This window comes from Thiosulfatihalobacter marinus, assembly GCF_016019955.1.
GTDB lineage: Bacteria > Pseudomonadota > Alphaproteobacteria > Rhodobacterales > Rhodobacteraceae > Shimia > Shimia marinus_A.
In genome coordinates this window covers 160,193-183,877 of sequence record NZ_JAECRZ010000002.1, presented here as the reverse complement: position 1 = coordinate 183,877, position 23,685 = coordinate 160,193, and the positions used below count along the sequence as shown (strand labels likewise).

The 23,685-nt window shown below is 64.7% G+C and carries 25 protein-coding genes; 13 read left to right on the top strand and 12 right to left on the bottom strand.

What is annotated here, in order from left to right; genetic code table 11:
• The first annotated feature begins 190 nt into the window (after positions 1-190).
• From I3253_RS03875 to I3253_RS03840, 8 genes are all read left to right on the top strand, one after another.
• A complete protein-coding gene (locus I3253_RS03875) occupies positions 191-2,110 on the top strand; it encodes a HEAT repeat domain-containing protein (protein WP_197916329.1) in 1,920 nt (639 codons plus the stop codon).
• A gap of 164 nt (positions 2,111-2,274) precedes the next feature.
• The gene (gene pcaF / locus I3253_RS03870) at positions 2,275-3,489 is read left to right on the top strand and encodes a 3-oxoadipyl-CoA thiolase (protein WP_197916328.1); all 1,215 of its coding nucleotides are present in this window, start codon (positions 2,275-2,277) and stop codon (positions 3,487-3,489) included.
• A gap of 71 nt (positions 3,490-3,560) precedes the next feature.
• The gene (gene paaA, locus I3253_RS03865; RefSeq protein WP_197916327.1) at positions 3,561-4,553 is read left to right on the top strand and encodes a 1,2-phenylacetyl-CoA epoxidase subunit PaaA; all 993 of its coding nucleotides are present in this window, start codon (positions 3,561-3,563) and stop codon (positions 4,551-4,553) included.
• A gap of 94 nt (positions 4,554-4,647) precedes the next feature.
• A complete protein-coding gene (gene paaB, locus I3253_RS03860) occupies positions 4,648-4,932 on the top strand; it encodes a 1,2-phenylacetyl-CoA epoxidase subunit PaaB (protein ID WP_197916326.1) in 285 nt (94 codons plus the stop codon).
• A complete protein-coding gene (gene paaC / locus I3253_RS03855; RefSeq protein ID WP_197916325.1) occupies positions 4,932-5,696 on the top strand; it encodes a 1,2-phenylacetyl-CoA epoxidase subunit PaaC in 765 nt (254 codons plus the stop codon). The genes paaB and paaC overlap by 1 nt, the downstream gene beginning before the upstream one ends.
• Positions 5,697-5,789: 93 nt before the next feature.
• Positions 5,790-6,251, top strand: coding sequence for a 1,2-phenylacetyl-CoA epoxidase subunit PaaD (paaD, locus tag I3253_RS03850; RefSeq protein WP_197916324.1), 462 nt, complete (start codon positions 5,790-5,792; stop codon positions 6,249-6,251).
• A gap of 12 nt (positions 6,252-6,263) precedes the next feature.
• Entirely contained in the window at positions 6,264-7,340 is a 1,077-nt protein-coding gene (locus I3253_RS03845) for a 2Fe-2S iron-sulfur cluster-binding protein (RefSeq protein ID WP_197916323.1), read from the top strand.
• Positions 7,341-7,353: 13 nt separating this feature from the next.
• On the top strand, positions 7,354-8,109 hold the full coding sequence (locus I3253_RS03840) for a Phenylacetic acid catabolic protein (protein WP_197916322.1): 756 nt from the start codon (positions 7,354-7,356) through the stop codon (positions 8,107-8,109).
• A gap of 70 nt (positions 8,110-8,179) precedes the next feature.
• On the opposite strand, the gene I3253_RS03835 is transcribed toward I3253_RS03840, so the two are convergent.
• The 4 genes from I3253_RS03835 to paaG are packed head-to-tail and all read right to left on the bottom strand — an operon-like array spanning position 8,180 to position 11,321.
• A complete protein-coding gene (locus I3253_RS03835; protein ID WP_197916321.1) occupies positions 8,180-8,776 on the bottom strand; it encodes a TetR/AcrR family transcriptional regulator in 597 nt (198 codons plus the stop codon).
• A gap of 3 nt (positions 8,777-8,779) precedes the next feature.
• Positions 8,780-10,090, bottom strand: coding sequence for a phenylacetate--CoA ligase PaaK (gene paaK, locus I3253_RS03830; RefSeq protein ID WP_197916320.1), 1,311 nt, complete (start codon positions 10,088-10,090; stop codon positions 8,780-8,782).
• Positions 10,091-10,105: 15 nt separating this feature from the next.
• Positions 10,106-10,531 (bottom strand): hydroxyphenylacetyl-CoA thioesterase PaaI, encoded by a 426-nt coding sequence (paaI, locus tag I3253_RS03825; RefSeq protein ID WP_197916319.1) that lies wholly within the window; start codon positions 10,529-10,531, stop codon positions 10,106-10,108.
• Positions 10,532-10,535: 4 nt separating this feature from the next.
• The gene (paaG, locus tag I3253_RS03820) at positions 10,536-11,321 is read right to left on the bottom strand and encodes a 2-(1,2-epoxy-1,2-dihydrophenyl)acetyl-CoA isomerase PaaG (RefSeq protein ID WP_197916318.1); all 786 of its coding nucleotides are present in this window, start codon (positions 11,319-11,321) and stop codon (positions 10,536-10,538) included.
• A 102-nt stretch (positions 11,322-11,423) separates the two neighbouring features.
• On the opposite strand from paaG, the gene I3253_RS03815 reads away from it, so the two are divergent.
• From I3253_RS03815 to mnmH, 3 genes are all read left to right on the top strand, one after another.
• Positions 11,424-12,620, top strand: a complete 1,197-nt coding sequence (locus I3253_RS03815; protein ID WP_197916317.1) for a cytochrome P450 — start codon at positions 11,424-11,426, stop codon at positions 12,618-12,620.
• An 11-nt stretch (positions 12,621-12,631) separates the two neighbouring features.
• A complete protein-coding gene (paaZ, locus tag I3253_RS03810) occupies positions 12,632-14,662 on the top strand; it encodes a phenylacetic acid degradation bifunctional protein PaaZ (protein ID WP_197916316.1) in 2,031 nt (676 codons plus the stop codon).
• A gap of 141 nt (positions 14,663-14,803) precedes the next feature.
• Positions 14,804-15,844, top strand: coding sequence for a tRNA 2-selenouridine(34) synthase MnmH (mnmH, locus tag I3253_RS03805; RefSeq protein ID WP_197916315.1), 1,041 nt, complete (start codon positions 14,804-14,806; stop codon positions 15,842-15,844).
• Here the strand turns inward: mnmH and selD are convergent.
• The 6 genes from selD to I3253_RS03775 all read right to left on the bottom strand — a co-directional run bounded on the left by selD (position 15,828) and on the right by I3253_RS03775 (position 20,608).
• Positions 15,828-18,002 (bottom strand): selenide, water dikinase SelD, encoded by a 2,175-nt coding sequence (selD, locus tag I3253_RS03800; protein ID WP_197916314.1) that lies wholly within the window; start codon positions 18,000-18,002, stop codon positions 15,828-15,830. The two genes, mnmH and selD, sit on opposite strands and share 17 nt — an antisense overlap.
• Positions 18,003-18,115: 113 nt before the next feature.
• Entirely contained in the window at positions 18,116-18,505 is a 390-nt protein-coding gene (locus I3253_RS03795) for a carboxymuconolactone decarboxylase family protein (RefSeq protein WP_197916313.1), read from the bottom strand.
• Positions 18,502-19,185, bottom strand: a complete 684-nt coding sequence (locus I3253_RS03790; protein WP_197916312.1) for a glutathione S-transferase — start codon at positions 19,183-19,185, stop codon at positions 18,502-18,504. The genes I3253_RS03795 and I3253_RS03790 overlap by 4 nt, the downstream gene beginning before the upstream one ends.
• A gap of 244 nt (positions 19,186-19,429) precedes the next feature.
• Positions 19,430-19,834, bottom strand: coding sequence for a c-type cytochrome (locus I3253_RS03785; RefSeq protein ID WP_197916311.1), 405 nt, complete (start codon positions 19,832-19,834; stop codon positions 19,430-19,432).
• Complete coding sequence (locus I3253_RS03780) at positions 19,831-20,226, bottom strand: c-type cytochrome (RefSeq protein ID WP_197916310.1); 396 nt, start codon at positions 20,224-20,226, stop codon at positions 19,831-19,833. The genes I3253_RS03785 and I3253_RS03780 overlap by 4 nt, the downstream gene beginning before the upstream one ends.
• A gap of 19 nt (positions 20,227-20,245) precedes the next feature.
• Complete coding sequence (locus tag I3253_RS03775) at positions 20,246-20,608, bottom strand: c-type cytochrome (protein ID WP_197922602.1); 363 nt, start codon at positions 20,606-20,608, stop codon at positions 20,246-20,248.
• A gap of 134 nt (positions 20,609-20,742) precedes the next feature.
• Here I3253_RS03775 and I3253_RS03770 point away from each other — a divergent pair, with 134 nt between their 5' ends.
• On the top strand, positions 20,743-21,150 hold the full coding sequence (locus I3253_RS03770; RefSeq protein ID WP_197916309.1) for a PaaI family thioesterase: 408 nt from the start codon (positions 20,743-20,745) through the stop codon (positions 21,148-21,150).
• 15 nt (positions 21,151-21,165) lie between these two features.
• On the top strand, positions 21,166-21,612 hold the full coding sequence (locus I3253_RS03765; RefSeq protein WP_197916308.1) for a DMT family transporter: 447 nt from the start codon (positions 21,166-21,168) through the stop codon (positions 21,610-21,612).
• Here the strand turns inward: I3253_RS03765 and I3253_RS03760 are convergent.
• A complete protein-coding gene (locus I3253_RS03760) occupies positions 21,609-22,292 on the bottom strand; it encodes an ABC transporter ATP-binding protein (protein ID WP_197916307.1) in 684 nt (227 codons plus the stop codon). The two genes, I3253_RS03765 and I3253_RS03760, sit on opposite strands and share 4 nt — an antisense overlap.
• Positions 22,285-23,562, bottom strand: coding sequence for a lipoprotein-releasing ABC transporter permease subunit (locus I3253_RS03755; protein ID WP_232237151.1), 1,278 nt, complete (start codon positions 23,560-23,562; stop codon positions 22,285-22,287). Before I3253_RS03755 ends, I3253_RS03760 begins: the two co-directional genes overlap by 8 nt.
• Positions 23,563-23,685: the final 123 nt, after the last annotated feature.

The following is a 23,685-nucleotide window of genomic DNA, read 5'->3' as shown; positions in this document are numbered from 1 at the left end:
GCGCATCTGTCGGGCGCAATTGACACGTTTCAGTCCGATCCGGCGCTGGTTGGGAATTCGCCGCTTGGCAAGGTCCGCGCCACCGGCCTAACGTGGCGGGCAACACCACCCTCCGCCAATGCCGGGCAAAGCCCGTCGCAGGCCCCGGCCAAACCCGGCGGAACACCCGCAGATTTCACGGACACCCATTATGACTCAATTCCTTGCACCCTTCTCCAGATTTTGCGCCACCCTGCTTCTCTTGGTCCTTACGCCAATGGCCGCCCTGGCCCAGAAGGACGGGTATGTCGGGTCATCCGCCTGCGCCGATTGCCATGTCGCCGAAACCGACGACTGGTCCAATTCGGATCATGCCAACGCCTGGCGCATGCCGGGGCCGGACATGCTGCGCGGGGCGTTTCAGGGCGAAGTGTTCGAACTGGACGGGATGCGGGCCGAATTCCTGATGGATGGCGATACCCGCCTGGTGCGCGTCACCGAAAAGGACGGCGTGACCACCGAATATCCCGTGCATTCGGTCGGCGGGGTGGCGCCGCTGGAACAGCTGATCCTGCAAACCGAACCCGGCCGGCTGCAAAGCTTTGATGTGGTCTGGGATGTCGAAAAACGTGAATGGTATCACCTATACCCCGATCAGGATCTGCCCCCCGATGACGGGCTGCACTGGACCGGCCCCTACAAGAACTGGAACGCGCGCTGCGCCGAATGCCATGCCACCAATTTCTCCAAGAACTACGAGCTTGAAACCGACAGCTATGCCTCAACCCAGTCCGAAATCGGTGTCGGCTGCGAGGCCTGCCACGGCCCCGGCAGGACGCATCTGGAGCAGGTGAATTCCGGCGCCCCGGCATCAGACACCTATGGCTTTACCGTCGATTTCTCGGACCGCTCCAGCGGGCTGGAGCAATGCGCCACCTGCCATTCGCGCCGCGAAGCCCTGAACAGCAAAAGCCCCCGCCCCGGCACCGGCTTTCACGATTCCTACAACCTCTCGCTGCTCAGGGACGGCACGTATTTTCCGGACGGACAGATCCGGGACGAAGTTTATGTCTACGGCTCGTTCCTGCAGTCGAAGATGTACGCCAAGGGTGTGAATTGCGTTGATTGCCACAACCCCCACAGCACAAAGCGGATCGCGACCGACAACGCCTTGTGCGCGCAATGCCACTCTCCCGCCGGCAACCCGGATTTCCCGTCGCTGCCCCTGGCCGAATACGACAGCCCCGCCCACACCCGCCATCCCGAGAATACCGAGGGGGCGCAATGTGTGAACTGCCACATGATCGAGCGAACGTATATGGGAACAGACGGGCGGCGCGATCACAGCTTCCGCATTCCGCGCCCCGATCTCTTCAGAGAGACCGGCGCACCCGATGCCTGCACCACCTGCCATGTCGACAAATCCCCGGAATGGGCGGCCGACACGATCGCAGGCTGGTACCCGCAGGGCGCCTGGACCCAGCCGCATTCCGGCACGATCATCGCCCAGGGCCTGCATGACAGCGCCGCGGCGGCCCCGGATCTGATCTCGCTCGCGCGCAACGCCGACCAGAACAGCCTGGCACGGGCCACGGCCCTGTGGCTCATGGCCAGCGCCGGCGAGGCGGTGTCCGTTGACGACATTACGCCCCAGCTGAACGATCCCGACCCGCTGATCCGGGCCAGCGCGGTACAGGCGCTGCGTGCGGTGCCGCCCAGCCTGTCAGCGCCTTATCTTGTTGCCGCGCTGGAGGACCCCACGCGCAACGTGCGCCTGGCGGCGGCCAGAACCATCCTGACAATTCCGGCCAACACCGCCCCCGCCGCCTTGCGCCCCGCCTATCGCGCCGCGTCCGGCACGCTGAGCCGCGTTCTGGGCGAACAGCTGGATTTTCCCGAAGCGCATATCCAGATCGCCGGAATTTCGCTGACGCAGCGCAATTTCCCCGCCGCCGAAGCCGCGTTCCGCACCGTGGTAAGACTTGACCCGCAACAGGCCGACGCCTGGGTCATGTTGGTGCGGCTCGCTGCCGCGCGGGGCGGGCCAACCGAGGCCCGCAAGGTTCTGGCCGAAGCGTTGGCCCGTGTGCCAGACAATCCTGGCCTGCTGGATCTGGCGCGCCAGCTCTGACAAGGAAACGCCGCGCCGGACCGGCGCGGCGGCACGCAGGGATACGTTACGCATTCCGCAAAACTACTTAACAACTGTAACTTCTCTATTGCACCGAATCGCTTTCCGCGATATCCCAACCGTGCGGTCGGATTATCAAGCGGGACCGGCGAGGAGGAGTATTCATGGCAGAGTCCGGGGACGCATTCATCTGCGACGCCACACGCACCCCGATCGGGCGCTACGGTGGCGCGCTTTCGTCGATCCGCACCGACGATCTGGCCGCGCTGCCGATCGCCGCGCTGATCGCGCGCAACCCGCAAGTGGACTGGGCCCGCATCGACGATGTGATCTATGGCGATGCCAACCAGGCCGGGGAAAGCAACCGCAACGTGGCGCGCATGGCCGCGCTGCTGGCCGGGCTGCCCACCGACGTGCCCGGCACCACGATCAACCGGCTGTGCGCCTCGGGCATGGATGCCGTGGGCATGGCCGCGCGCGCGCTGAAGGCGGGTGACTATGACATGGCGATCGCCGGCGGTGTCGAAAGCATGAGCCGCGCGCCCTTTGTCATGCCCAAGGCGACCAGCGCCTTTTCCCGTGCCAACGCGGTCTATGACACCACCATCGGCTGGCGTTTCGTGAACAAGAAGATGCAGGCGATGTATGGCACTGATTCCATGCCCCAAACCGCCGACAACGTCGCCGCCGAGTTCAACATCAGCCGCGAAGACCAGGACGCCTTCGCCGCCCGCAGCCAGGCCCGCTGGGCCGCTGCGCACGCGGCGGGTGTCTTCGCGGACGAGATCACCCCGGTCGCCGTGCCCCAGCGCAAGGGCGATCCCATCGTCGTCGACACCGACGAACATCCCCGCCCCGGCACCGACGCCGAAAAGCTAAGCAAACTCAAGGGGGTGAACGGCCCCGACCTGACAGTAACGGCGGGCAATGCCTCGGGTGTCAACGACGGCGCCGCCGCGATCCTCATGGCCACCGAAGCCGCCGCCGCGCAGAACGGCCTGACACCGATGGCCCGCGTGGTGGCCATGGCCGCCGCCGGCGTGGAACCCCGCGTGATGGGCATCGGCCCGGTCCCGGCAACCCGCAAGGTGCTGGCCCGCACCGGGCTGAGCATCGATCAGATGGATGTGATAGAATTGAACGAGGCATTTGCCAGCCAGGGCCTGGCGACGCTGCGCGACCTTGGCGTGGCCGATGACGCACCCCATGTGAATCCCAACGGCGGCGCGATCGCGATCGGCCACCCGCTGGGCATGTCGGGCGCCCGCCTGGTGCTGACAGCCGCCTATCAGTTGCAACGCACCGGCGGGCGCTATGCGCTTTGCACCATGTGCGTCGGTGTTGGTCAGGGCACCGCCCTGATCCTGGAACGTGTGTAAGGGTGCGGCCCGAAAACCGGGCTCCGGTTTTCAAAGCGGGCTGCACGAAGTCATAATGGGAGGAGACCCCAATGTATGCACAGATGATCAAGACCGCCTCGAACGGTGTGAAATCGCGGGACGAGATGTCGCCCGAGGAACGCGCGTTCCAGGACAAGATCGACAATGACATCAAGATCGAACCGCGCGACTGGATGCCGGACGACTACCGCAAGACGCTGATCCGCCAGATCGGCCAGCACGCCCATTCCGAAGTGGTCGGCCAGCTGCCCGAAGGCAACTGGATCACCCGCGCGCCCACGCTGGAACGCAAGATGATCCTGCTGGCCAAGGTCCAGGACGAGGCCGGCCACGGGCTTTACCTGTATTCCGCCGCCGAAACCCTGGGCGTGACCCGCGACGACATGGTCGAAATGCTGCACGCCGGCCGCATGAAATATTCCTCGATCTTCAACTATCCCACGCTGAACTGGGCCGATATAGGCGCCGTGGGCTGGCTGGTGGACGGGGCGGCGATCGTCAACCAGGTGGCGCTGCAACGCACCTCCTATGGCCCCTATTCGCGCGCCATGATCCGCATCTGCAAGGAAGAGAGCTTTCACGCCCGCCAAGGCTATCACGCGATCATGAAAATGGCCTTTGGCACGCCGGAACAAAAACGCCAGGCCCAGGACGCGGTCAATCGCCTGTGGTTCCCCGCGATCATGATGTTCGGCCCCAATGACAGTGACTCCACCCACTCGGAACAGTCGATGGCCTGGAAGATCAAGGTCAAGTCCAACGACGAACTGCGCCAGCAATTCGTGGATCAGACCGTGCCGCAGATCGAATATCTTGGGCTGGACCTGCCCGATCCCGGTATAAAGTGGAACCAGGAGCGCGGCCACTATGATTTCTCCGATCCCGACTGGAGCGAGTTCTTCAACGTGATCAAGGGCAACGGCCCCTGCAACGTGGACCGGATGAATGCCCGTGTGAAAGCCTGGGAAGACGGCCAATGGGTGCGCGACGGGCTGATGGAACATGCCCGCAAGAAGGCCGCCCGCAAGGTTGCGGCAGAATAATCACGAAATCCGCTCATCCGCCCTTGCGGGCGTCCCCGCGACGACACCCGCAAGGGCGGAGGAGAAAACCCACCTGTCAGGAAGGGAAAGCGACATGAAAAACGAATGGCCCCTCTGGGAAATCTTCATCCGCGGCCAGCATGGCATGAGCCACCGGCACGTTGGCAGCCTGCACGCGCCGGACGCCGAAATGGCGATCAAGAACGCCCGCGACGTGTACACCCGCCGCAACGAAGGCGTGTCGATCTGGGTGGTCGAGGCCAGACACATCGCCGCCACCGCGCCCGGCGACAAGGGCCCGCTGTTTGAACCCTCGGAATCAAAGGTCTACCGCCACCCGACCTTTTTCGACATCCCCGAAGAAGTGGGGCATATGTGATGGCCGCCGATACCGAAAAACTGCTGCAATTCCTGCTTCGTACGGGGGACAACACCCTCGTCCTCAGCCACCGCGTGTCCGAATGGTGCGGCCACTCGCCGATCCTGGAAGAAGACATCGCCCTGGCCAACACCGCGCTGGACCTGATCGGCCAGGCGCAGATGTGGCTGGGCTATGCGGCGCAGGTTCAGGGCGATGGCAAGAGCGCGGATGACCTCGCCTTTCTGCGCGATGCCTGGGATTTCCGCAACGTGCTGCTCTGCGAATTGCCCAACGGCGATTTCGGCCGCACCCTGCTGCGCCAGTTCCTGTTCGATGCCTACCAGTCCGTTCTGATGGGCCGGCTGATCAAATCGTCGGACGAAACCGTGGCCGGCATCGCCGCCAAGGCCTCCAAGGAAGTGGCCTATCACGTGGAACGCTCGGCCGACACGGTTGTGGGACTGGGCGACGGAACCGCCGAAAGCCACAAACGGATGCAGGTCGCGCTCGATTATCTCTGGCCCTATGTGGGCGAGATGTTCGAAAGCGATGCGGTGGACACCGCCATGGCCGAAGCCGGCATCGCGCCCGATCCGGCATCCCTGCGCGCCGATTTTGACGCGCTGGTGGGCCGGGTCCTGGCCGAGGCCACGCTGACACGTCCCGACAGCCCGTTCACCCACAAGGGGGGGCGCACGGGTCGGATGCATACCGAACATCTGGGCCACATGCTGGCCAATATGCAATGGCTGCAACGCGCCTATCCGGGCTGTGAATGGTAGCGCGCTGATGGGGGCACCGTTTTCTTTCAAAGAAAACGGCCCGGAATTTTTGTAAAAATTCCGCCCCCGCCCAACCGCGCAAGGAGCAACAATATGACCCGGCCAAGTGTCAAACAGGTCTGGGAATGGCTGGAAACCATCCCCGACCCGGAAATCCCGGTGATCACGATTGTCGATCTGGGCATCGTGCGCGACGTGACTTTTGACGGCGACACCTGTGTGGTCGCCGTCACCCCCACCTATTCCGGCTGCCCGGCGACCTCGATGATCAACATGGATATCGAGACCTGCCTGCGCGATCACGGGCTGGACAAGATCAGGCTGACGCAACAGATCAGCCCGGCCTGGACCACCGACTGGATGTCGCAAAAGGCGCGCGCCGCTCTGGAGGATTACGGCATCGCCCCGCCCCAACCGGCGGGCGGCCCCCAGCGCTGCCCCCGCTGCGGCGGCGATCACCTGGAAAAACTGAGCCAGTTCGGCTCGACCCCGTGCAAGGCCCAGTGGCGCTGCCGCGACTGCCTTGAACCCTTTGAATATTTCAAGTGCATCTGAGGGAGGAGCCCCATGGCACGTTTTCACGATCTGGAAGTCACCGACATCCGCAAGACCATCCGCGACGCCGTTGTCGTCACCCTGAAACCGGCCAACGGCTCTGCCGCCGCGTTTGACTTTACCCAGGGCCAGTACCTGACCTTCCGCCGCGAGTTCGACGGCGAGGAACTGCGCCGCTCTTACTCGATCTGCGCGGGCCGGGACGATGGTATCCTTCAGGTGGGCATCAAGCGCGTCGATGGCGGCGCGTTTTCGACCTGGGCCAATGAACAGCTGAATGTCGGCGACACGGTACAGGCCATGCCCCCGATGGGCAGCTTCTTTGCCGATCTCGATCCCGCCAACGAGAAACAATATCTCGGCTTTGCCGGCGGGTCCGGCATCACCCCGGTCCTGTCGATCTTGAAAACCACGCTGGCGCGCGAACCAAACAGCACCTTCACGCTGGTCTATGCCAACAAGGGCGTGAACACGATCATGTTCCGCGAGGAACTGGAAGACCTGAAAAACATCTATATGGGCCGTTTCAACGTGATCCATGTGCTGGAAACCGACGCCCAGGAAATCGATCTTTTCACCGGCCTTGTCACCGAGGACAAATGCGGCCAGCTGTTCCGGACCGGCTGGATCGACATCGACACTGTCGACACCGCCTTCATCTGCGGCCCCGAGCCGATGATGCTGGGCATCGCCGCCGCGCTGCGCGCGCACGGGCTGACCGACGCACAGATCAAGTTCGAGCTGTTCGCCTCGTCCCAGCCTGGCCGCGCCCGAAAGAAGGCAATCAGCAAGGACGCCGCCTCGGGCGCCAATCAGGCCACCGCCGCCATCACGCTGGACGGCGCAACCCAGACCATCCGGATGCCCAAGGACGAATCCCTCCTTGACGCGGCGCTCTCCAACAACATGGACGCGCCCTATGCCTGCAAGGCCGGGGTCTGTTCGACCTGCCGCTGCCGCGTGCTGGAAGGCGAAGTGGACATGGTCGCCAACCACGCGCTGGAGGATTACGAGGTGGAAAAGGGCTATGTCCTCTCCTGCCAGTCCTATCCCGTCACCGACAACGTCGTTGTCGACTACGACCAGTAAGGGAGGAACGACAATGACCCAAGAGATGAGCCTCGACAGCTACCTCGCCCAGGGCGGCGTGCTGACCAACCCGATGAACGTGCCGCCGCGTTATCGCGCCGAACTGATGAAGCTGATGACAACCTTTGTCGACAGCGAACTGGCCGGTGCCGCCGGATTTGCCGATGTGATCAACGCCGGCCCCGGCATCAAGGAACGCATCGCCGCCGCCAAGATCGTGCTGGAGAAAACCGACAACGCCAACCGCGTGCTGAAAATCATGGCCGAGTTCGGCGTGGACAGCGATCGCTATGCCAACCACCATCCCTGGACGGCCCGGCTGGAGCGCAACGCCGATATCGGCGCCAGCCGCGGCGATCACGACATGCGCCTGGCGGTGTTCAACTACCCGCTTGAGGGCTGGACCGACGCGGTGGTCATGAACCTGCTGATGGGGCGCGCCGTGACGGTGCAACTGGCGGAATTCGCCATGGTCTCCTATCAGCCGCTGGCCGAAGCCTTCCGCGCCATCGCCCCGATCGAGGCGCGCCACTCCGAACTGGCCGAAGAAGGGCTTGTGAAACTGGCCGAAGCCGGCACCACGGGCGCGCAGGCCAGCATCAATTACTGGTGGCCCCGCGTGGCGGCCTCGTTCGGGTCGGCGGAATCGGCCAGGTTCGACAGCCTGAAAAAGATGGGCCTGCGCCGCACACCCAATATGGATCTGAAATCCCGTTGGGCGGCGGAAACCGGGGCCGTTCTGGAAAATATGGGCCTGAAGGCGGGCTGACCCGCGCGGCGCCCGGCCAGGGCGGTTGCAAACAACGCGGCCAGGCGATTTCGAAATCGCCTGGTGCCCGTCACAAACCGCCAACACCTTTCAGCGTCAGATCGCTGACCAGCCGCGCATAATCCTCGCGCGCCTGCTTGCCCGCCCCGGATTGCCACATGTAGTACCAGTTCAGCATCCCGTAGACCGACATCACCGCCCCGCGCAACTTGGCGGCATCCCCGGCAAACACCTCGGGCGCGGCCTCGCGCAGCACATCCCCCAGAAACACCACCATATCGCGCTGATAGCCACGCAGCACCTTTTGCTGCTCCGGCGGCAGCATCGCCACCCCGTTGATCTGTACCCGGTGTTCGTCATCCGCGCCCTGATAGGCCATCAGGATTTCCCGGATCACACGATGCACCTTGTCCTGCGGCGTCAGCCCCCCAAGATCAATGCCACAAATCCGGTCGCGCAGCGCGCTCAGATAGGTCTCCAGAATGTCATACAGAATGGCATCCTTGCTGTCGTAATAGTGATAGATATTGGCCTTCGAAATCCCGCAATCGCGCGCCAGCATCGCCATCGACGCCCGGTCGAACCCCTCGTTGGCAAACACCCTGGCGGCGGCTGTCAGGATATTGTCACGCTTCTGATCGTGGTCTTTTGCAATTGTCCGGGCCACGGCTCACTCCTTTTGGCGGTTGTCGACAACGCGCTTGGCCTTGCCCTGGCTGCGTTCCACCTCGCCGGGATCGCCTACGATGATCTCGGTGGAAACGCCAACGATATCCTTGATCCGCTTGGTCAGCATCCGCGCCGAGGCGGTCTTGGACAGGTTGTCCGCCGCATCCGGGTTGGCCTCGACATAAACGCGCATCGCGTCCATCCGGCCCGATTTGTACAGCTCGATCTGGTAATAAGGCGCCAGGCCGCCGGTGGCCAGAACCTGCTCTTCCACCTGGCTCGGGAACACGTTCACGCCGCGCAGGATGATCATGTCGTCACTGCGCCCGGTGATCTTTTCCATCCGCCGCATGGACCGCGCGGTGCCGGGCAACAGCCGGGTCAGGTCGCGGGTGCGATAGCGGATCATCGGCAACCCTTCCTTGGTCAGCGTGGTAAAGACCAGCTCGCCCATTTCGCCATCGGGCAGCACCTCTCCGGTGGCCGGATCAATGATCTCGGGCAGGAAATGGTCTTCCCAGATCACCGGGCCATCCTTGGTTTCCACACATTCATTGGCCACGCCCGGCCCCATGATTTCCGACAGACCATAGATGTCGACCGCGTGCATATCGAACGCCGCCTCGACCTCCTTGCGCATCGCATCGGTCCAGGGCTCGGCGCCAAACACTCCCACCTTCAGCGAACAGGCGCGCGGATCCATGCCAACCTTGTGATATTGTTCAAGAATGTTAAGCATATAGGACGGCGTCACCATGATCCCGTCGGGTTTGAAATCGGTGATCAGCCCGACCTGCTTTTCGGTTTGCCCGCCCGACATAGGCACCACCGTCGCGCCCAGCCGCTCGATCCCGTAATGCGCGCCCAGCCCGCCGGTGAACAACCCATAGCCATAGGCATTGTGCACCATATCGCCCTTGCGCAGCCCCGACGCGCGCAAACTGCGCGCCACCAGATCGGCCCAGTTGCTGATGTCATTGGCGGTATAGCCCACCACCGTCGGCTTGCCCGTGGTGCCTGACGAGGCGTGCAGCCGGATGATGTCCGAGCGCGGCACGGCAAACAGGCCAAACGGGTAATTGTCGCGCAGATCGTTCTTGTAGGTGAACGGAAACTTCGCCAGATCGCCCAGGGTTTGCAGGTCATCCGGGTGCACCCCGGCCTCGTCAAACCGCGCCCTGTACATCGGCACATTGTCATAGGCGTGACGCAGCGACCATTTCAGCCGCCCAAGCTGCAACGCGCGGATCTCGTCGATCGAGGCAATCTCGATCGGGTCCAGAATCTCCCGGGGGGGTGTCAAATCCTGCATGTCTCTCCTCCTCGACTATTCGTCGAACAACTGACCCTTGATCTGGCGCGAGAACCCACGGAACTCGGCGATCAGGGTGCCCTCCTGATTGGTCACGGTTACATCGTAAATTCCGCTGCGCCCGGTCTGTGTGACCTCATGCGCCTCGGCGGTCAGCACGTCGCCCGCGCGCCCCGGCGCAAGATAACTGATCATGTTGTGCTGGGCGACCGTGGACAGGTTGCGGCTGTTGCACGCAAAGGCAAAGGCGCTGTCGGCCAACATAAAGGTCACGCCGCCATGACAGATGCCATGGCCGTTGCAATGCTCGGGGCGCACCGTCATCGTCAGCGTCGCCCGCCCCTCGTCCATGGCGGTGATCGCCATGCCCATGTGCTGGCTGGCGCGGTCGGTGGCCCACATTGCGGCGGCGGCTTTTTCGGCGCGTCGTTTCGGCGTCATGCTCTCAGCGGCCCTGATAATTCGGTTTGCGTTTGTTCAGAAAGGCCGAAACGCCCTCGGCGTAATCCGCGCTGTACCCGCATTGCTTCTGACACTCGGCTTCCAGCTCCAGCTGCGCCTCCAGCGGGTTGGTGCTGGCCGCCTGGATCGCGGCCTTGGTCAGCCCCAACCCCACGGTCGGCCCATTGGCCAGTTGCGCCGTCAGCCCGCGCGCCGCGTCCATCAATTCGTCATCCGGCAACGCCTGCCAGATCATGCCCCAGTCCGCCGCCTGCGCCGCCGTCACCGGCGCGCCGGTCATCGCCAGTGCCTTGGCGCGTGCCTCGCCCAAAAGCCGGGTCAGCGCCCAGGTGCCCCCGGCATCCGGCACCAGCCCGACATTCACGAAAGACTGGATGAATTTCGCGCTTTGCCCGGCCAGCACAATGTCACAGGCCAGCGCGATATTCGCTCCCGCGCCCGCCGCCACGCCATTCACCGCGCAGACCACCGGCATGTCCATATCGCGCAACAGCCGGATCAGCGGGGCGTAATAGGTGCGGATCGTGTCGCTCAGATCCACCGGTTCCGCCGCCTGGGCCGGATCGACATCGCCCAGATCCTGCCCGGCGCAGAAACCGCGCCCCGCGCCTGTCAACAGGATCGCGCGTGCACCATTGTCCCAGGCCCCTTCCAGGGTGGCCCGCAACGCCAGGTGCATCTCGTCGGTAAAACTGTTCAGCCGCTCGGGCCGGTTCAGCGTCACCTCCACCCAGGTGCCATGGTCCGTCGCCAGAATCGTCTCGCTCATGATGCCTCCCCCGTCACAGCGTTGACCTTTTTCTTGCATAAACCGAACGGTTGGTCAATAAATAACCCACCGACGATTCCGCACCCGGGGAGGCGCGCGCACATGTCTGACATCCTGACGCTGACAGCCCTGCCCGAAGGGTTTCACGACAATCCCTATCCGGTTTACGCACGCCTGTGCGAAGAGGCCCCCGTCTGTGCCCAGCCGGACGGGTCGTTCATCCTGTCGCGCTACGACGATCTGGATATGGTCTACCGCGACACCGATACGTTCATCTCGGACAAGAAAGCGATCTTCGCCCCGAAATTCGGCCCCGACTCGCCGCTATTCGAACACCACACCAATTCGCTTGTCTTCAACGACCCGCCGCTGCACACCCGCGTGCGCAAGGTGATGGTGGGCGCGATGAACCCGCGCGCGCTGGCCCGGATGGAGCCGGGGCTGATCACGCTGGTCGACTCGCTCCTGGACGACATGGCCGGAATGGCCGGGGTGGAACTGATCACCGCCTTCGCCGGTGCCATCCCGATCGAGGTGATCGGCAATCTTCTCGGCATCCCCCGCGACAGGCGTGGCCCGCTGCGCGACTGGTCGCTGGCCATTCTGGGCGCGCTGGAACCGGCGCTGACACCGGAACAGCTGGAACGCGGCAACGCCGCAGTCACCGATTTCAAGACCTTCCTGCGCGACATCATCCAGGACCGCCGCGCGCATCCGGGCGATCCGGAAACCGATGTGCTCACCCGCCTGATGCAGACGACAGGCGATCACCTGACCGAGGTGGAGCTTTACCAGAACTGCATCTTCATCCTGAACGCCGGCCACGAAACCACCACCAACCTGATCGGCAACGCGCTGGCGCTTCTGGATCAGCACCCGGACAAACGCGCCGCGCTTCTGGCCAATCCGGATCTCATCACCACCGCCGTCGATGAATTCCTGCGCCTGGAAAGCCCCAACCAATTCGGCAACCGCCTGACCACCCGGCCCGTTGCCCTGCACGGCGTCACTATCCCGGCGGGCACCGACCTGCATCTGTGCATGGGCGGCGCCAACCGCGATCCGCGCCAGTTCGACACCCCCGACGAAATGCAGCTGGATCGCCGCCCCAACAAGCACCTGGCCTTTGCCGGTGGCCCCCATACCTGTGTCGGCCTGACGCTGGCCCGCATGGAGGGGCGCATCGCCGTGGGCCGCTTTCTGCAACGCTACCCGAATTACACCCTGACCGCTGGCGCCCGGCGCGGGGGCCGCATCCGCTTTCGCGGCTACGCCCGCCTGCCCGCCACACTGACCTGAGGACCAAACCCATGACCGTTCACACCATCTCCAGCTTTGCCGCCGGCCAATGGATCGCCCCCGGCGCCGGGGCGCGCAACATCGCCAGCGCCATCACCGGCAAGGTGATCGCCACCGCCGGCAATGACGCGCTCGACGTTGAGGCCATGCTGGATCATGCCCGCACAGTCGGCGGCCCCGCGCTGCGCGCCCTCACCTTTCATGACCGCGCCCGGATGCTCAAGGCGCTGGCCCTGCATCTGCGTGATCACCGTCAGGCGCTGTATGATCTGTCCTTTGACACCGGCGCCACCCAGTCCGACCACCTGATCGATATCGACGGCGGCATCGGCACGATGCTGGTCTTTGCCTCCAAGGGCCGCAAGGAAATGCCCGATTCGCACGTCTATCTCGACGGCGAGGTCGAACAGCTGTCGCGCAACGGCACTTTCCAGGGCCTGCATATCTGCACCCCGCTACAAGGCGCCGCCATCCATATCAACGCCTTCAACTTCCCGGTCTGGGGCATGTTGGAAAAACTTGCCCCCACCCTGCTTGCAGGCGTTCCGGCCATCGTGAAACCCGCCACCAACAGCTGCTACGTGACCGAACTTTGCGTGCGCCTCATGCTCGACTCCGGCCTCCTGCCCCCCGGTGCGCTGCAACTGGTGTCGGGCGGGCTTGGCGATATGCTCGACCACCTCACCTGCCAGGACGCGGTCGCCTTTACCGGCTCTGCCGACACCGCGCTGAAACTGCGCTCCAATCCGCTGATCCTGCAAAACAACACCCGCTTCACCTGCGAGGCCGACAGCCTGAATGCCTCGATCCTGGGCCCGGACGCCGCGCCCGGAACGCCGGAATTCGACCTGTTCATCAAAGAGGTCAGCCGCGAAATGACCGCCAAGGCGGGCCAGAAATGCACCGCCATCCGCCGCATCATCGCGCCGGAAACCACTATCCAGCCGCTGATCAGCGCGCTCTCTGATCGGCTCTCCAAGATCGTGATCGGCGATCCCCGGCTGGACACCACCCGCATGGGCGCGCTGGTCTGCGCCGCGCAGAAACGCGACGTGCTGGACAAGGCGGCGCTGATCGGCACCGAGGCCGAGCGCGTCTTTGGCGATCCCGACAATTTCACCGTGGACGGGGCCGATGCGGAAAAAGGCGCCTTCGTGCCGCCCATGCTGTTTCATTGCGCCAATCCCGACAGCGCCACCCGCGTGCATGACACCGAGGCGTTTGGCCCGGTCTCCACGATCATGGGCTACCGGGATCTCGATCACGCCATCGAACTGGCCAACAAGGGCCAGGGCTCGCTTGTCACCTCCTGCATCACCCGTGACCCATCCGTGGCGCGCAGCGTTGCCATGGGCGCGGGCGCCTTCCATGGGCGCATCTATTTCAACAACCGCGACTCGATGAAGGAAAGCACCGGCCACGGCTCGCCCCTGCCCCACATGGTGCATGGCGGTCCCGGCCGCGCCGGAGGGGGCGAGGAACTGGGCGGCATTCGCGGCGTGAAACATTACATGCAGCGCACCGCCATCCAGGGCAGCCCCGACATTCTTACGGCCATTGGCGGCACCTGGGTGCCCGGCGCGACCGAGATCACCAACGCGGCGCACCCTTTCACCCGCCGCTTTGGCGACTTGTCGATCGGCGAAACCCTGCACACCGCGCCGCGTACCGTTACGCTGGAGGATATCGAACATTTCGCCGAATTCACCGGCGACACGTTCTATGCCCATATGGACGACGCCGCCGCGCGCCGGAACCCGTTCTTTCCGGGCCGCGTGGCGCATGGCTACCTGCTGCTCAGCTTTGCCGCCGGGCTGTTCGTGGAACCGGACGAAGGCCCGGTTCTGGCCAATACCGGGCTGGACGGGCTGCGCTTCATGAAGCCGGTGTCGGCAGGCGACAGCATCAAGGTGCGGCTGACGGTCCGCAAAAAGACCAGACGCAACGACGATTATGGCGAAGTGCGCTGGCACGTGTCCCTGACCAATCAGGATGACGAGATGGTCGCGGAATACGAGCTTCTGACGATGAACGCGTACTGATCGGAGCCGGGCAGCGCCCGCCCATGGGGCTGTCGGGCATCGCTGCCCGGCGGCGTGCAAGCACGCCTTGAGTCCGGGCGGGGTTCTGGCCTTTCCCCCCGCCCCAAGCTATCACCGGTCTGCCCAACCACCGGACGCCCCATGCCGCAAGAGCTGACCACCCTCTCCGACCTCGCCAGTCTCTCCTTTGACGAGATCATCGATGTCCGCTCGCCGGCCGAATACGCGACCGATCATATCCCCGGCGCCATCAGCCTGCCCGCGCTGTCCAACGAAGAACGCGCCCGCGTCGGCACGATCTACGTCCAGGACGACCCGTTCAAGGCGCGCAAGATCGGCGCCGCGCTGGTTTCACGCAATGTCGCGGCCCATCTCGAAGGCCCGCTGGCAAACCGCCCCGGCGGCTGGCGCCCGCTGGTCTATTGCTGGCGCGGCGGCCAGCGTTCGGGATCGGTTGCGATCATCCTCAAACAGATCGGCTGGCGCGCCGACACCATTGCCGGGGGCTACCAAAGCTATCGCCGCCTTGTCGCCGCCGCCCTTTATGACGCCCCCATGCCCGGCCCCGTCGTGGTGATCGACGGCGGCACCGGAACCGCCAAGACCCGCCTTCTGGGCCATCTCGCCGCGCAGGGCGCGCAAACCCTCGATCTCGAAGCCATGGCCAATCATCGCGGGTCGCTTTTTGGCCCGTTGGGCACCGACCAACCCAGCCAGAAAGCCTTTGAAAGCCGCCTCGCCATGGATCTTGCCCGGCTCGATCCCTCCCGCCCGGTCTTTGTCGAGGCCGAAAGTTCCAGGATCGGGCGCCTGATCATCCCGCCATCCCTGTGGAAAGCCATGATCGGCGCGCCCAATCTGCGGCTGACCGCGCCGCTCGCGGCCCGCGCGGATCACCTGCTGACCGCCTATCCCGACATGATCCGGGATCCGGACCGGCTGGATGACACCTTGCAGAAACTGACGCGCTATCACGGCCATGATCAGGTCTCGGCATGGCGCGCGCTGGCGCAGGCGGGCGATTTACGGAACCTGGCCGCGGGGCTGATCGCAACCCATTACGATCCGCGCTATGCCCGCATCAGCCGCGCCCACGCGCCCGATGCCCGTGTCCTCGACCTGCCCGACCTCTCCGACTCCACGCTCGCCGCCACCGCCGCCCGCATCATCGCAACACACTGATCCCCGGCACACCCGCAACAATCCGCCCGATCGCCGCCGCACGATGCCCGGCCGCCTGCAACGCCTCCAGCATCGCCCCCGCCCCGGCCTCGTCCACCGCCGCCAGCAAGCCCCCCGCCGTCTGCGGATCGTGCAGCAATAGGCCCCGCGCGCCGGTCGCGCCAGGGACCGGCGCGCGTGCGGCATTCTCCTCCCAGATGGTCGACCGATGCCCCGCCTCGGCCAGATCCAGCGCCCCGGCATATACCGGCACCGCCGCCACATCCAGTTCCGCCGCCACGCCCGACGCCCGGCAAATCGCCATCAGATGCCCGGCCAGCCCGAACCCGGTCACATCCGTCAACGCGCGGGCCGCGCGCAACACCTTCGCCGCGTCCCCCTGCGGGCGCGCCATCTCGGCCAGCACCGCCGCCACATCCGCACCGCGCGCCTTGCCCTGCATCTCTGCCGCCAGAACCGTGCCCGATCCGATGGGCCGCGTCAGGATCAGCACATCGCCGGGCCGCGCACCGCCCACGGTCAGCGGCGCCCCCTCCACCAGCCCGGTCAAGGTCAGCCCGATGGTCATCTCGCTGCCCATCGTCGTATGCCCGCCCACGATCTCCGCCCCCGCCGCGTTCAGCACCGCCCCCGCCTCGCGCAGGATCTCGGCCAGGCTGCGCGCCTGCATCGCCGCGTCCATCCGTGGCAGCGTCACCGACAAAAGCGCCCCCTGCGGCGCCGCGCCCATCGCCCAGACATCGCCCAGCGCATGTACAGCCGCAATCCGCGCCATCAGTCCGAAATCCTCGGTAAAGCCACGCAGGTGATCCGTCGTCACCACCTGAACAGCGCCCCCCACCCGCATCACCGCCGCATCGTCGCCCGGGCCCGAAAGCACATCCACCCGCCCCGGCCGCGTCACATCCGCCAGCGCCGCGGCCAGCGTGCCCGGCCCCACCTTCGCGCCACACCCCCCGCACAAAGGCCTCTGCGGCACCGCCCCCAACGCCACCACGCGCGGGGCCACCCCGGTCGCCATCGCCGGCAATTCCCGGAACCTGTCCATGAACTTGCGGTCAATCCGGTCCTTCCAGCGCCACAGCACCCGCCCGGCCACCGCATGTCCCCATTTCTCGGCCACCGCCCCCTTGCCGCCCAGCGAAATCAGCTTCAGATAATCCTTCTGAGGCCGAAAGGCGCGCACCCGCCCGCCGCTCAGCACCGCGCGAAGGTTGGCGTACAATACCGGCCCGCTGCGCACCGCGAACACCCCCGCCTTGGGGCGCGGGCTGCCTCCCAGATGGGCACAATCGCCCACCGCGAACAGATCGTCATACCCCTCGACCTGCAAACTGTCACGCACCCGCACGAACCCGTCCTCGGTCAGCGGCAGATCACATCCGGCCAGCCACCCATGTGCAAAGGCGCCCGCCGCGCCCACCGTGAACCGGCTGGGCACCTCGCTGCCATCCGCCAGCACCACCGCCTCCGCAGTCACCCGCGCCACCCCGGAACCGGTCCGCGCCGCCACATCCAGCCCCGCCATGGCCCGGCGCAGATGCCGCTCGGCAGCACGCGTGCGCCCGGTCAAACGCGGGCCCGCCTCGATCACGCTCACCCGCGCCGCGCCCACCCGTGTCCGCAATGCATGGGCCATCGCCAACGCCAGCTCACAGCCCGCCACGCCACCGCCAATCACCGCCACCTCGGGCGGGACACGCCCGGCCTCGGCCTCTGACAGGAACATCGCCCAGCGGTCGGCATAGATATCCAGCGGCTTGGCGCCAATGCCATGCGCGCCAAACCCGGCAATGCCCGGCATTTCGGCATGAATGCCGACATCGATCGAGGCCACGTCATAGCCGATCTCGCCCCGCCCCTGCACGCTGACGGTGCGCGCCACCGGATCGATCGCCTCGGCCGGCGCCATGATCAGCCGCGCCCCGGCAAACCGCGCCAACCGCACCAGATCGATATCCAGTTCGTCGCGCGCGTAATGTCCGGCGATATGGCCCGGCAACATGCCCGAATACGGCGCGGTCGGCCCCGGGTTGATCAGCGTCAGCCGCACCCCCGGCAAGGGCCGCATCCCCCACATGCGCAATACCAGCGCATGGGCATGACCGCCCCCGATCAGCACAAGGTCACGACTCAACTGAACAGGCGAGGACATCATCACGGCACTTCCCTTGAAAACCGCGCCTGCGATACCGCACTGGCGCGACATGCACCACAGGCGGCAAAATTCTTCGAAGAATTTTGGCCGGAATTTGGGAAATTCCGCCCGCCCTACAATTCGCCGCGTTCGGTCAGAACCTTGCGCGCAACCCGAAAACACTCCAGCCCCTGCGGCACCCCGCAATAGATCGCCACCACATGCACGATGGCGCGGATCTCCTCGGCGCTGACCCCGTTGTTGAGCGCCCCGTTACAGTGGATCTCCCACTCGTGCATCTTGCCCAACGCCCCCAGCATCGCCAGGTTCATCATCGACCGCGTCTTGGGCTCGATCACCTCATCGCCCCAGCCAAATCCCCAGCACCAGGCGGTCATCGCCTCCTGGAACGGGCGGGAAAACGCATCGGCCCCCGACAGGTTCTTTTCCACATAGGCCGCCCCCAGCGTGCCCTTGCGCTGCTCCAGCCCCTTCAGGAACAGGTCTTCGTCAAAAATGCTCACCCGCGCTCATCCTCTCTCAACATGTCCAGGACCGATTGCTCGATCTCACCGGCACAATACCGCCATCCGCCGTCATCCCACGTGGCCAGCATCCGCGCAATCCGCGGCGTCGCCGCCACCCGATCCGCCAGCGCCGCCACACGCGGCGCCTGTCCTTCCAGCACAGGGCGCAATTCGGGCAACGCGCGCACCATCGTATGCCACAAGCCGCTCAGCACAAGCCCCGCCAGCGTCACCCCGTCGCCCCGGTCCAAATCCTCATCCCCCACCAGACGTTCATGCAGCATCATCCAGCGCACCAGGCGCTCATCGCGAAATACGGCCCAGGCCGCCCGGTCCCACATCTGTGCCCCATGGCCGCGGGTGATCTCCAACAGGATATCGGACGCATCGCAGATCAGCCGCAATTCGCTGTCCGGATCCCGGCTCAGCCCATGTTTGCGCCCCAGATACATCACGATTGCCGGCAACTGGCAAAGCCATCGGTCGGCACCATGATCGTGCACCACCGGCGGCGCCATGAACGGATACGGCAATTCGGACACCGCGCGATCCTTGAACGCGCTCATACCCGCAAAATCCTGTTCGTCCCATCGCGCCCCGACATGCGCCAGGATCATGCGGATGAAATGGCCCCGAAACGGGATCGGCCAATAATACAGCGAATAGATGTCCGGCATATGCACCTCAGCCCTAATGCGTCCCCTGCCCCGTAACCCTGCCCCGGATCGTTCCAGCCGCCAAACCGGAATTCGCGCCGAATTCCGGCCCGTTTTCTTGGTAAGAAAACGGTGCCCGCCGCGCCCGGTGCCTTAATCCCGTGCCATCGCGATCACGGCACCGCCGCAATACCGACGCAATACCGATGGTCTGCCGATCGCCGTTGTCGCGGAAAATCAAGGCATTAACCGTGATTCGCCCCACCTAGCGCTGAATCGCCTCCAGATAGGCCAACAGCGCCGCCAACCGGCGCGGCGTGGGCGTGAACACGCCATCCCCCGTGGCCACCGGCACCAGTTCGCCCTCCAGCAAGGCACCAAACTCGGGCATGTCCACCCCGGCCACCGGATCGCGCTGATACCCGTCGATCTGGCTCAGCACCTCCGCCACGGGAAACACCCCGCCACTGTTGCGCGCGATCACCGTCAGATCCGCCGGCCCCGGGCGCAATCCCGGCGCGATCGCGCCGTCGCCCCGGCCGCTCGCCCCATGGCACAACGCGCAGTTTTCCGCATATATTTCAGCCCCTTCCGGCGCCTCCGGCATCTCCGCCTCAACACAACCCACCAGCACCAGACCACCTGTCAACGCCACGGCGGCCAGTCTCATTTCTGCACGCTCTCGATATAGGCCACAAGCGCCGCCACCGGTTTCGAGGTCATGATCGGCTGGCCCGCATCGGTCTTCATCGCAACGTCCCGTCCTTCGAAAAAGTCGCCATATACCGGCATCGGGCTGCCATGGCTGACCAGCGGATCACGCCCGTCAATCCGCTTTATCACCCGCACCAGCGGGAACTTACCGTCATTGCGCGCACTCAGCGTCGTCAGATCCGCCGGCTTGATCACCATCACCCCCGCCATCGGCCCCTTCCCGTCCAGGTCCAGACCATGGCAGGTGGCACAGTTTTCCCTGTAGATCTCGCCTCCTTCCTCGGCGTCAGCGGCAAGACTGGCTCCGCCCAACCCCATGATAAAAAACGCACAAATCAACTTTCTCATGGTTCAAGACCCTCCTTGGTCAACGCTGAAGGCTCGCCAGGTAATCCACCAGCGGCCCCAGCTGCAATTCTTCCCCGCCCAGGGTTTGCGCAAATTCCGGCATCGCACCGCTAAACGCCTCGGACCGCGTGTGCCCATCAATAATATCGGTCACATACTGCCCCGGAAACGCGCCGCCATTGTTGCGCGCCAACACCGTCAGATCGGATGGCGGTTTGAGCAGCTTGTCCGCGAACGGCCCGTCGCCAAGCCCCGTAACCCCATGACACTGAACACAATTCGCTTGATATGTCCGGCGTCCTTGCTGTTCGGAAATCTGGCAGCCCGCCACGACAAGCGGTGCGATCATCACCGCCAACACGCCCCAAGCCCGCGTCCTCATACCCGCCTTCTCCTTGCTGCGTCCCCTTTCAGCCTGACAGCCCGCCACGGCCTTTGCCTTGATCCCGATCATGGTACGTGACAAGCCCGCCCGCGCGCGCCATTCTCGCCCCGACCACAGCAACAGGAGCGCCCATGACCCCGGCAGATGCCCAAACCGTGCTCAACCGCGCCTTTGCCCCCTGGGTTCGGGCGCTTGACCTCACCATAACCGACATATCCCCCAGGGGCGCAACCCTGACCATGCCAATCACCCCGGATCTGGTACGGATCGGCGGCATCGTGTCGGGCCAGGCCCTGGCCGCCATGGCCGACACCGCCATGGTATTTGCCGCAATGGGGCATCTGGGCGCCCCGGCACCGGTGGCCACCACCAATCTGGACACCGTCTTCCTGCGCCCGGGCACCGGCGACCTGATCCGCTGTGACGCCGAGATTCTGCGCGCAGGCAAGGCGCTGATCTTTGCCCGCGCCACTCTGACGGCCCTGCCTTCGGACAAACCCGTGGCCACCGCGACAGCCACATTTTTTCTACCTTCCTGACAAGAGTTTAGCACCATGCCTTCAACCGCTGCCTACGCCCTGACCATGCTTGCCGCCGGGATCGGCATCCCGCTGCTGGCCGCGCTCAACGCCGCGCTGGGCCAGCGCATCGCCTCGCCGCTGGCGGCCGGGGTCATTCTGTTTGTCGTCGCCCTGACCTGCGCCCTGATCGTCGCCGGGATCAGCGGCCACCTGCCGCGCATCGCCGCCGCCGCCGCCGCGCCCCGGCACCTGTTTCTGGCCGGCGCCCTGGTGGCGTTCTACGTGCTTTCCATCACCTGGGTCGCGCCAAAATTCGGCGTCGGCAATGCCGTGTTCTTTGTGTTGCTGGGCCAGTTGATATCCGCCGCGGCGATCGACCATTTCGGCCTGTTCGGCGCGCAGGTCTCGCCGCTCTCGCTCGCCCGCGCGGGAGGCATCGGATTGATGGCCGCCGGGGTCTGGCTGACGCAACAGGCTTAATCCGCCTGTAGAACCCCGTCCTGCAACCGCAAAATCCGATCCATCCGGGCGGCCAGATCCATGTTATGTGTCGCGATCAGCGCCGCAAGACCGCTGTCGCGCACCAACTCCTCAAGCGTGGCAAACACCTGCTCGGACGTGCCGGGATCAAGATTTCCCGTCGGCTCGTCCGCCAGCAAAACGCGGGGCGCGTTGGCCAGGGCCCGGCAAAACGCCACCCGCTGCTGCTCCCCGCCCGACAGCGCCGCCGGGCGGTGCTTGGCCCGCTCCGCCACACCCACCTGCCGCAGCAGATCCATCGCCCGCACCTGGGCCAAATCACGCGCAACCCCATTGGCCAACTGTGGCAGAACCACGTTTTCCACCGCATCAAATTCGGGCAACAAGTGGTGGAATTGATAAACAAATCCCACATCGCGCCGCCGAGCCACCGTGCGCTTGCGGTCAGACCGCGCGCTCAGCAACTCACCCCCGATTTCCACATCCCCCTGATCGGGGCGGTCCAGCAATCCGGCAATATGCAGCAGGGTGGATTTTCCCGCCCCGGAAGGCGCTACCAGCGCCACCATCTCGCCCGGGCGCAGGGCCAGATCAACCCCGCGCAACACCTGCACTTCGCCCGGCAACCCCTTGTTATAGCGCTTGGTAATCCCGCTCAGCTTCAACACGGCCTCACTCATACCGCAACGCCTCCACCGGGTTCATCCGTGCCGCCCGCCGCGCGGGAAAGATCGTCACCACGAAACTCAACCCCAGAGACAGGAAAACCGCACTCAGAACATCCCCCGGTTCAAGCCTGGCCGGAAGTTGGTATATCCCCCGAATGGCCGGGTCCCAGGTTCCGCCACCCATCATCATGTTTACAAATCCGAACACCGGATCAATATAGATCGCGAAAAGGCTTCCCAAAACCACCCCAAAAAATGTGCCAAGAAGCCCCGTGAATGCGCCGCAAATAAAGAATATTCTTAGAACAGATCCTTCGGTCAGCCCCATGGTTCGCAGGATTCCGATGTCACGCCCCTTGTTCTTTACCAACATTATCAGGCCAGACACGATATTCATCGCCGCGATCAGCACCAGGATGGACAGGATGATGAACATCACGTTGTCTTCCACCTCCAGCGCCCGCAGGAAACCACCCGAAGCATCCTGCCACGTCCAGACCAGCGCCCGCTCGCCCGCCGCCCGCATCAGCGCTCCGGTCATTGCCGCCACCGCCTCGGGCGCTTCAACCATCACTTCAATTTCGTCGGCCACCCCGTCCCGGGCAAAGAAGTTCTGCGCCTCGGCAAAAGGCAGATACACCCGCGTGCGGTCAATGTCGTACCGACCGGCGGAAAAGATATAAACCACCTCATAGGCATTGACCCGCGGCGACGTGCCAAAGGCAGTCTTCACGCCATTGGGCGAGATCAGCTTGATCCGGTCGCCCACCACGGCCCCCAGTTCCCGCGCCACACCCGCGCCAATGGCGATCCCCTGATCAAAGCGCGCAATGTCGCCCTGCCCGGTTTCCGGGTCAGCGATCCGGGGAAGCTCGGCCAGGTTTTCCGCCCGGAGTCCAAACACTTCCACCCCGGCGTTGCGGTTGCGCAGGTTGGCCATCACCTGCCCCTTGATCAGCGGTGCCGCCCGCGTCACCCCCGCAACAGCCCGCAACCGCGCGGCCATGGCCTCAAAATCACCGATCGTGCGGTCGATCTGCCCGGCCTCATTCACAACGCCGGTCTGGTAGATCGTGACATGCGCATTGGCGCCCAGGATCGTATCGACAAATTCCGCACGAAATCCGCTCCTTACGGCCAAGGTCGCTATCAGCGCAAACACCGCCAGCGTGATCCCGATCAGGCTGATCCAGGTCATCACGCTCACACCGCCCTCGGCACGCCGCGCGCGCAGATACCGCCAGGCAATCATCCATTCAAAAGGGGCAAAAGGCGCCGTCATGTCTGCTCCGGTTCTCGTTGCGCGCGACCCTAGGCGCGCGCCCGACAACGGTCAAGCATCACACCCCGCACTTCATTTTGCCAAAAATACTCCCGCCGGAGGCCCCCCGGCCCCATCAGGGCC

Excerpts from the sequence above, each read along its gene's own strand:
- I3253_RS03875 (WP_197916329.1), top strand. The coding sequence starts at position 191 with ATGACTCAATTCCTTGCACCCTTCTCCAGATTTTGCGCCACCCTGCTT.
- pcaF (WP_197916328.1), top strand. The coding sequence starts at position 2,275 with ATGGCAGAGTCCGGGGACGCATTCATCTGCGACGCCACACGCACCCCG.
- paaA (WP_197916327.1), top strand. The coding sequence starts at position 3,561 with ATGTATGCACAGATGATCAAGACCGCCTCGAACGGTGTGAAATCGCGG.
- paaB (WP_197916326.1), top strand. The coding sequence starts at position 4,648 with ATGAAAAACGAATGGCCCCTCTGGGAAATCTTCATCCGCGGCCAGCAT.
- paaC (WP_197916325.1), top strand. The coding sequence starts at position 4,932 with ATGGCCGCCGATACCGAAAAACTGCTGCAATTCCTGCTTCGTACGGGG.
- paaD (WP_197916324.1), top strand. The coding sequence starts at position 5,790 with ATGACCCGGCCAAGTGTCAAACAGGTCTGGGAATGGCTGGAAACCATC.
- I3253_RS03845 (WP_197916323.1), top strand. The coding sequence starts at position 6,264 with ATGGCACGTTTTCACGATCTGGAAGTCACCGACATCCGCAAGACCATC.
- I3253_RS03840 (WP_197916322.1), top strand. The coding sequence starts at position 7,354 with ATGACCCAAGAGATGAGCCTCGACAGCTACCTCGCCCAGGGCGGCGTG.
- paaK (WP_197916320.1), bottom strand. The coding sequence starts at position 10,090 with ATGCAGGATTTGACACCCCCCCGGGAGATTCTGGACCCGATCGAGATT.
- paaI (WP_197916319.1), bottom strand. The coding sequence starts at position 10,531 with ATGACGCCGAAACGACGCGCCGAAAAAGCCGCCGCCGCAATGTGGGCC.
- paaG (WP_197916318.1), bottom strand. The coding sequence starts at position 11,321 with ATGAGCGAGACGATTCTGGCGACGGACCATGGCACCTGGGTGGAGGTG.
- I3253_RS03815 (WP_197916317.1), top strand. The coding sequence starts at position 11,424 with ATGTCTGACATCCTGACGCTGACAGCCCTGCCCGAAGGGTTTCACGAC.
- paaZ (WP_197916316.1), top strand. The coding sequence starts at position 12,632 with ATGACCGTTCACACCATCTCCAGCTTTGCCGCCGGCCAATGGATCGCC.
- mnmH (WP_197916315.1), top strand. The coding sequence starts at position 14,804 with ATGCCGCAAGAGCTGACCACCCTCTCCGACCTCGCCAGTCTCTCCTTT.
- selD (WP_197916314.1), bottom strand. The coding sequence starts at position 18,002 with ATGATGTCCTCGCCTGTTCAGTTGAGTCGTGACCTTGTGCTGATCGGG.
- I3253_RS03790 (WP_197916312.1), bottom strand. The coding sequence starts at position 19,185 with ATGCCGGACATCTATTCGCTGTATTATTGGCCGATCCCGTTTCGGGGC.
- I3253_RS03785 (WP_197916311.1), bottom strand. The coding sequence starts at position 19,834 with ATGAGACTGGCCGCCGTGGCGTTGACAGGTGGTCTGGTGCTGGTGGGT.
- I3253_RS03780 (WP_197916310.1), bottom strand. The coding sequence starts at position 20,226 with ATGAGAAAGTTGATTTGTGCGTTTTTTATCATGGGGTTGGGCGGAGCC.
- I3253_RS03775 (WP_197922602.1), bottom strand. The coding sequence starts at position 20,608 with ATGAGGACGCGGGCTTGGGGCGTGTTGGCGGTGATGATCGCACCGCTT.
- I3253_RS03770 (WP_197916309.1), top strand. The coding sequence starts at position 20,743 with ATGACCCCGGCAGATGCCCAAACCGTGCTCAACCGCGCCTTTGCCCCC.
- I3253_RS03765 (WP_197916308.1), top strand. The coding sequence starts at position 21,166 with ATGCCTTCAACCGCTGCCTACGCCCTGACCATGCTTGCCGCCGGGATC.
- I3253_RS03760 (WP_197916307.1), bottom strand. The coding sequence starts at position 22,292 with ATGAGTGAGGCCGTGTTGAAGCTGAGCGGGATTACCAAGCGCTATAAC.
- I3253_RS03755 (WP_232237151.1), bottom strand. The coding sequence starts at position 23,562 with ATGACGGCGCCTTTTGCCCCTTTTGAATGGATGATTGCCTGGCGGTAT.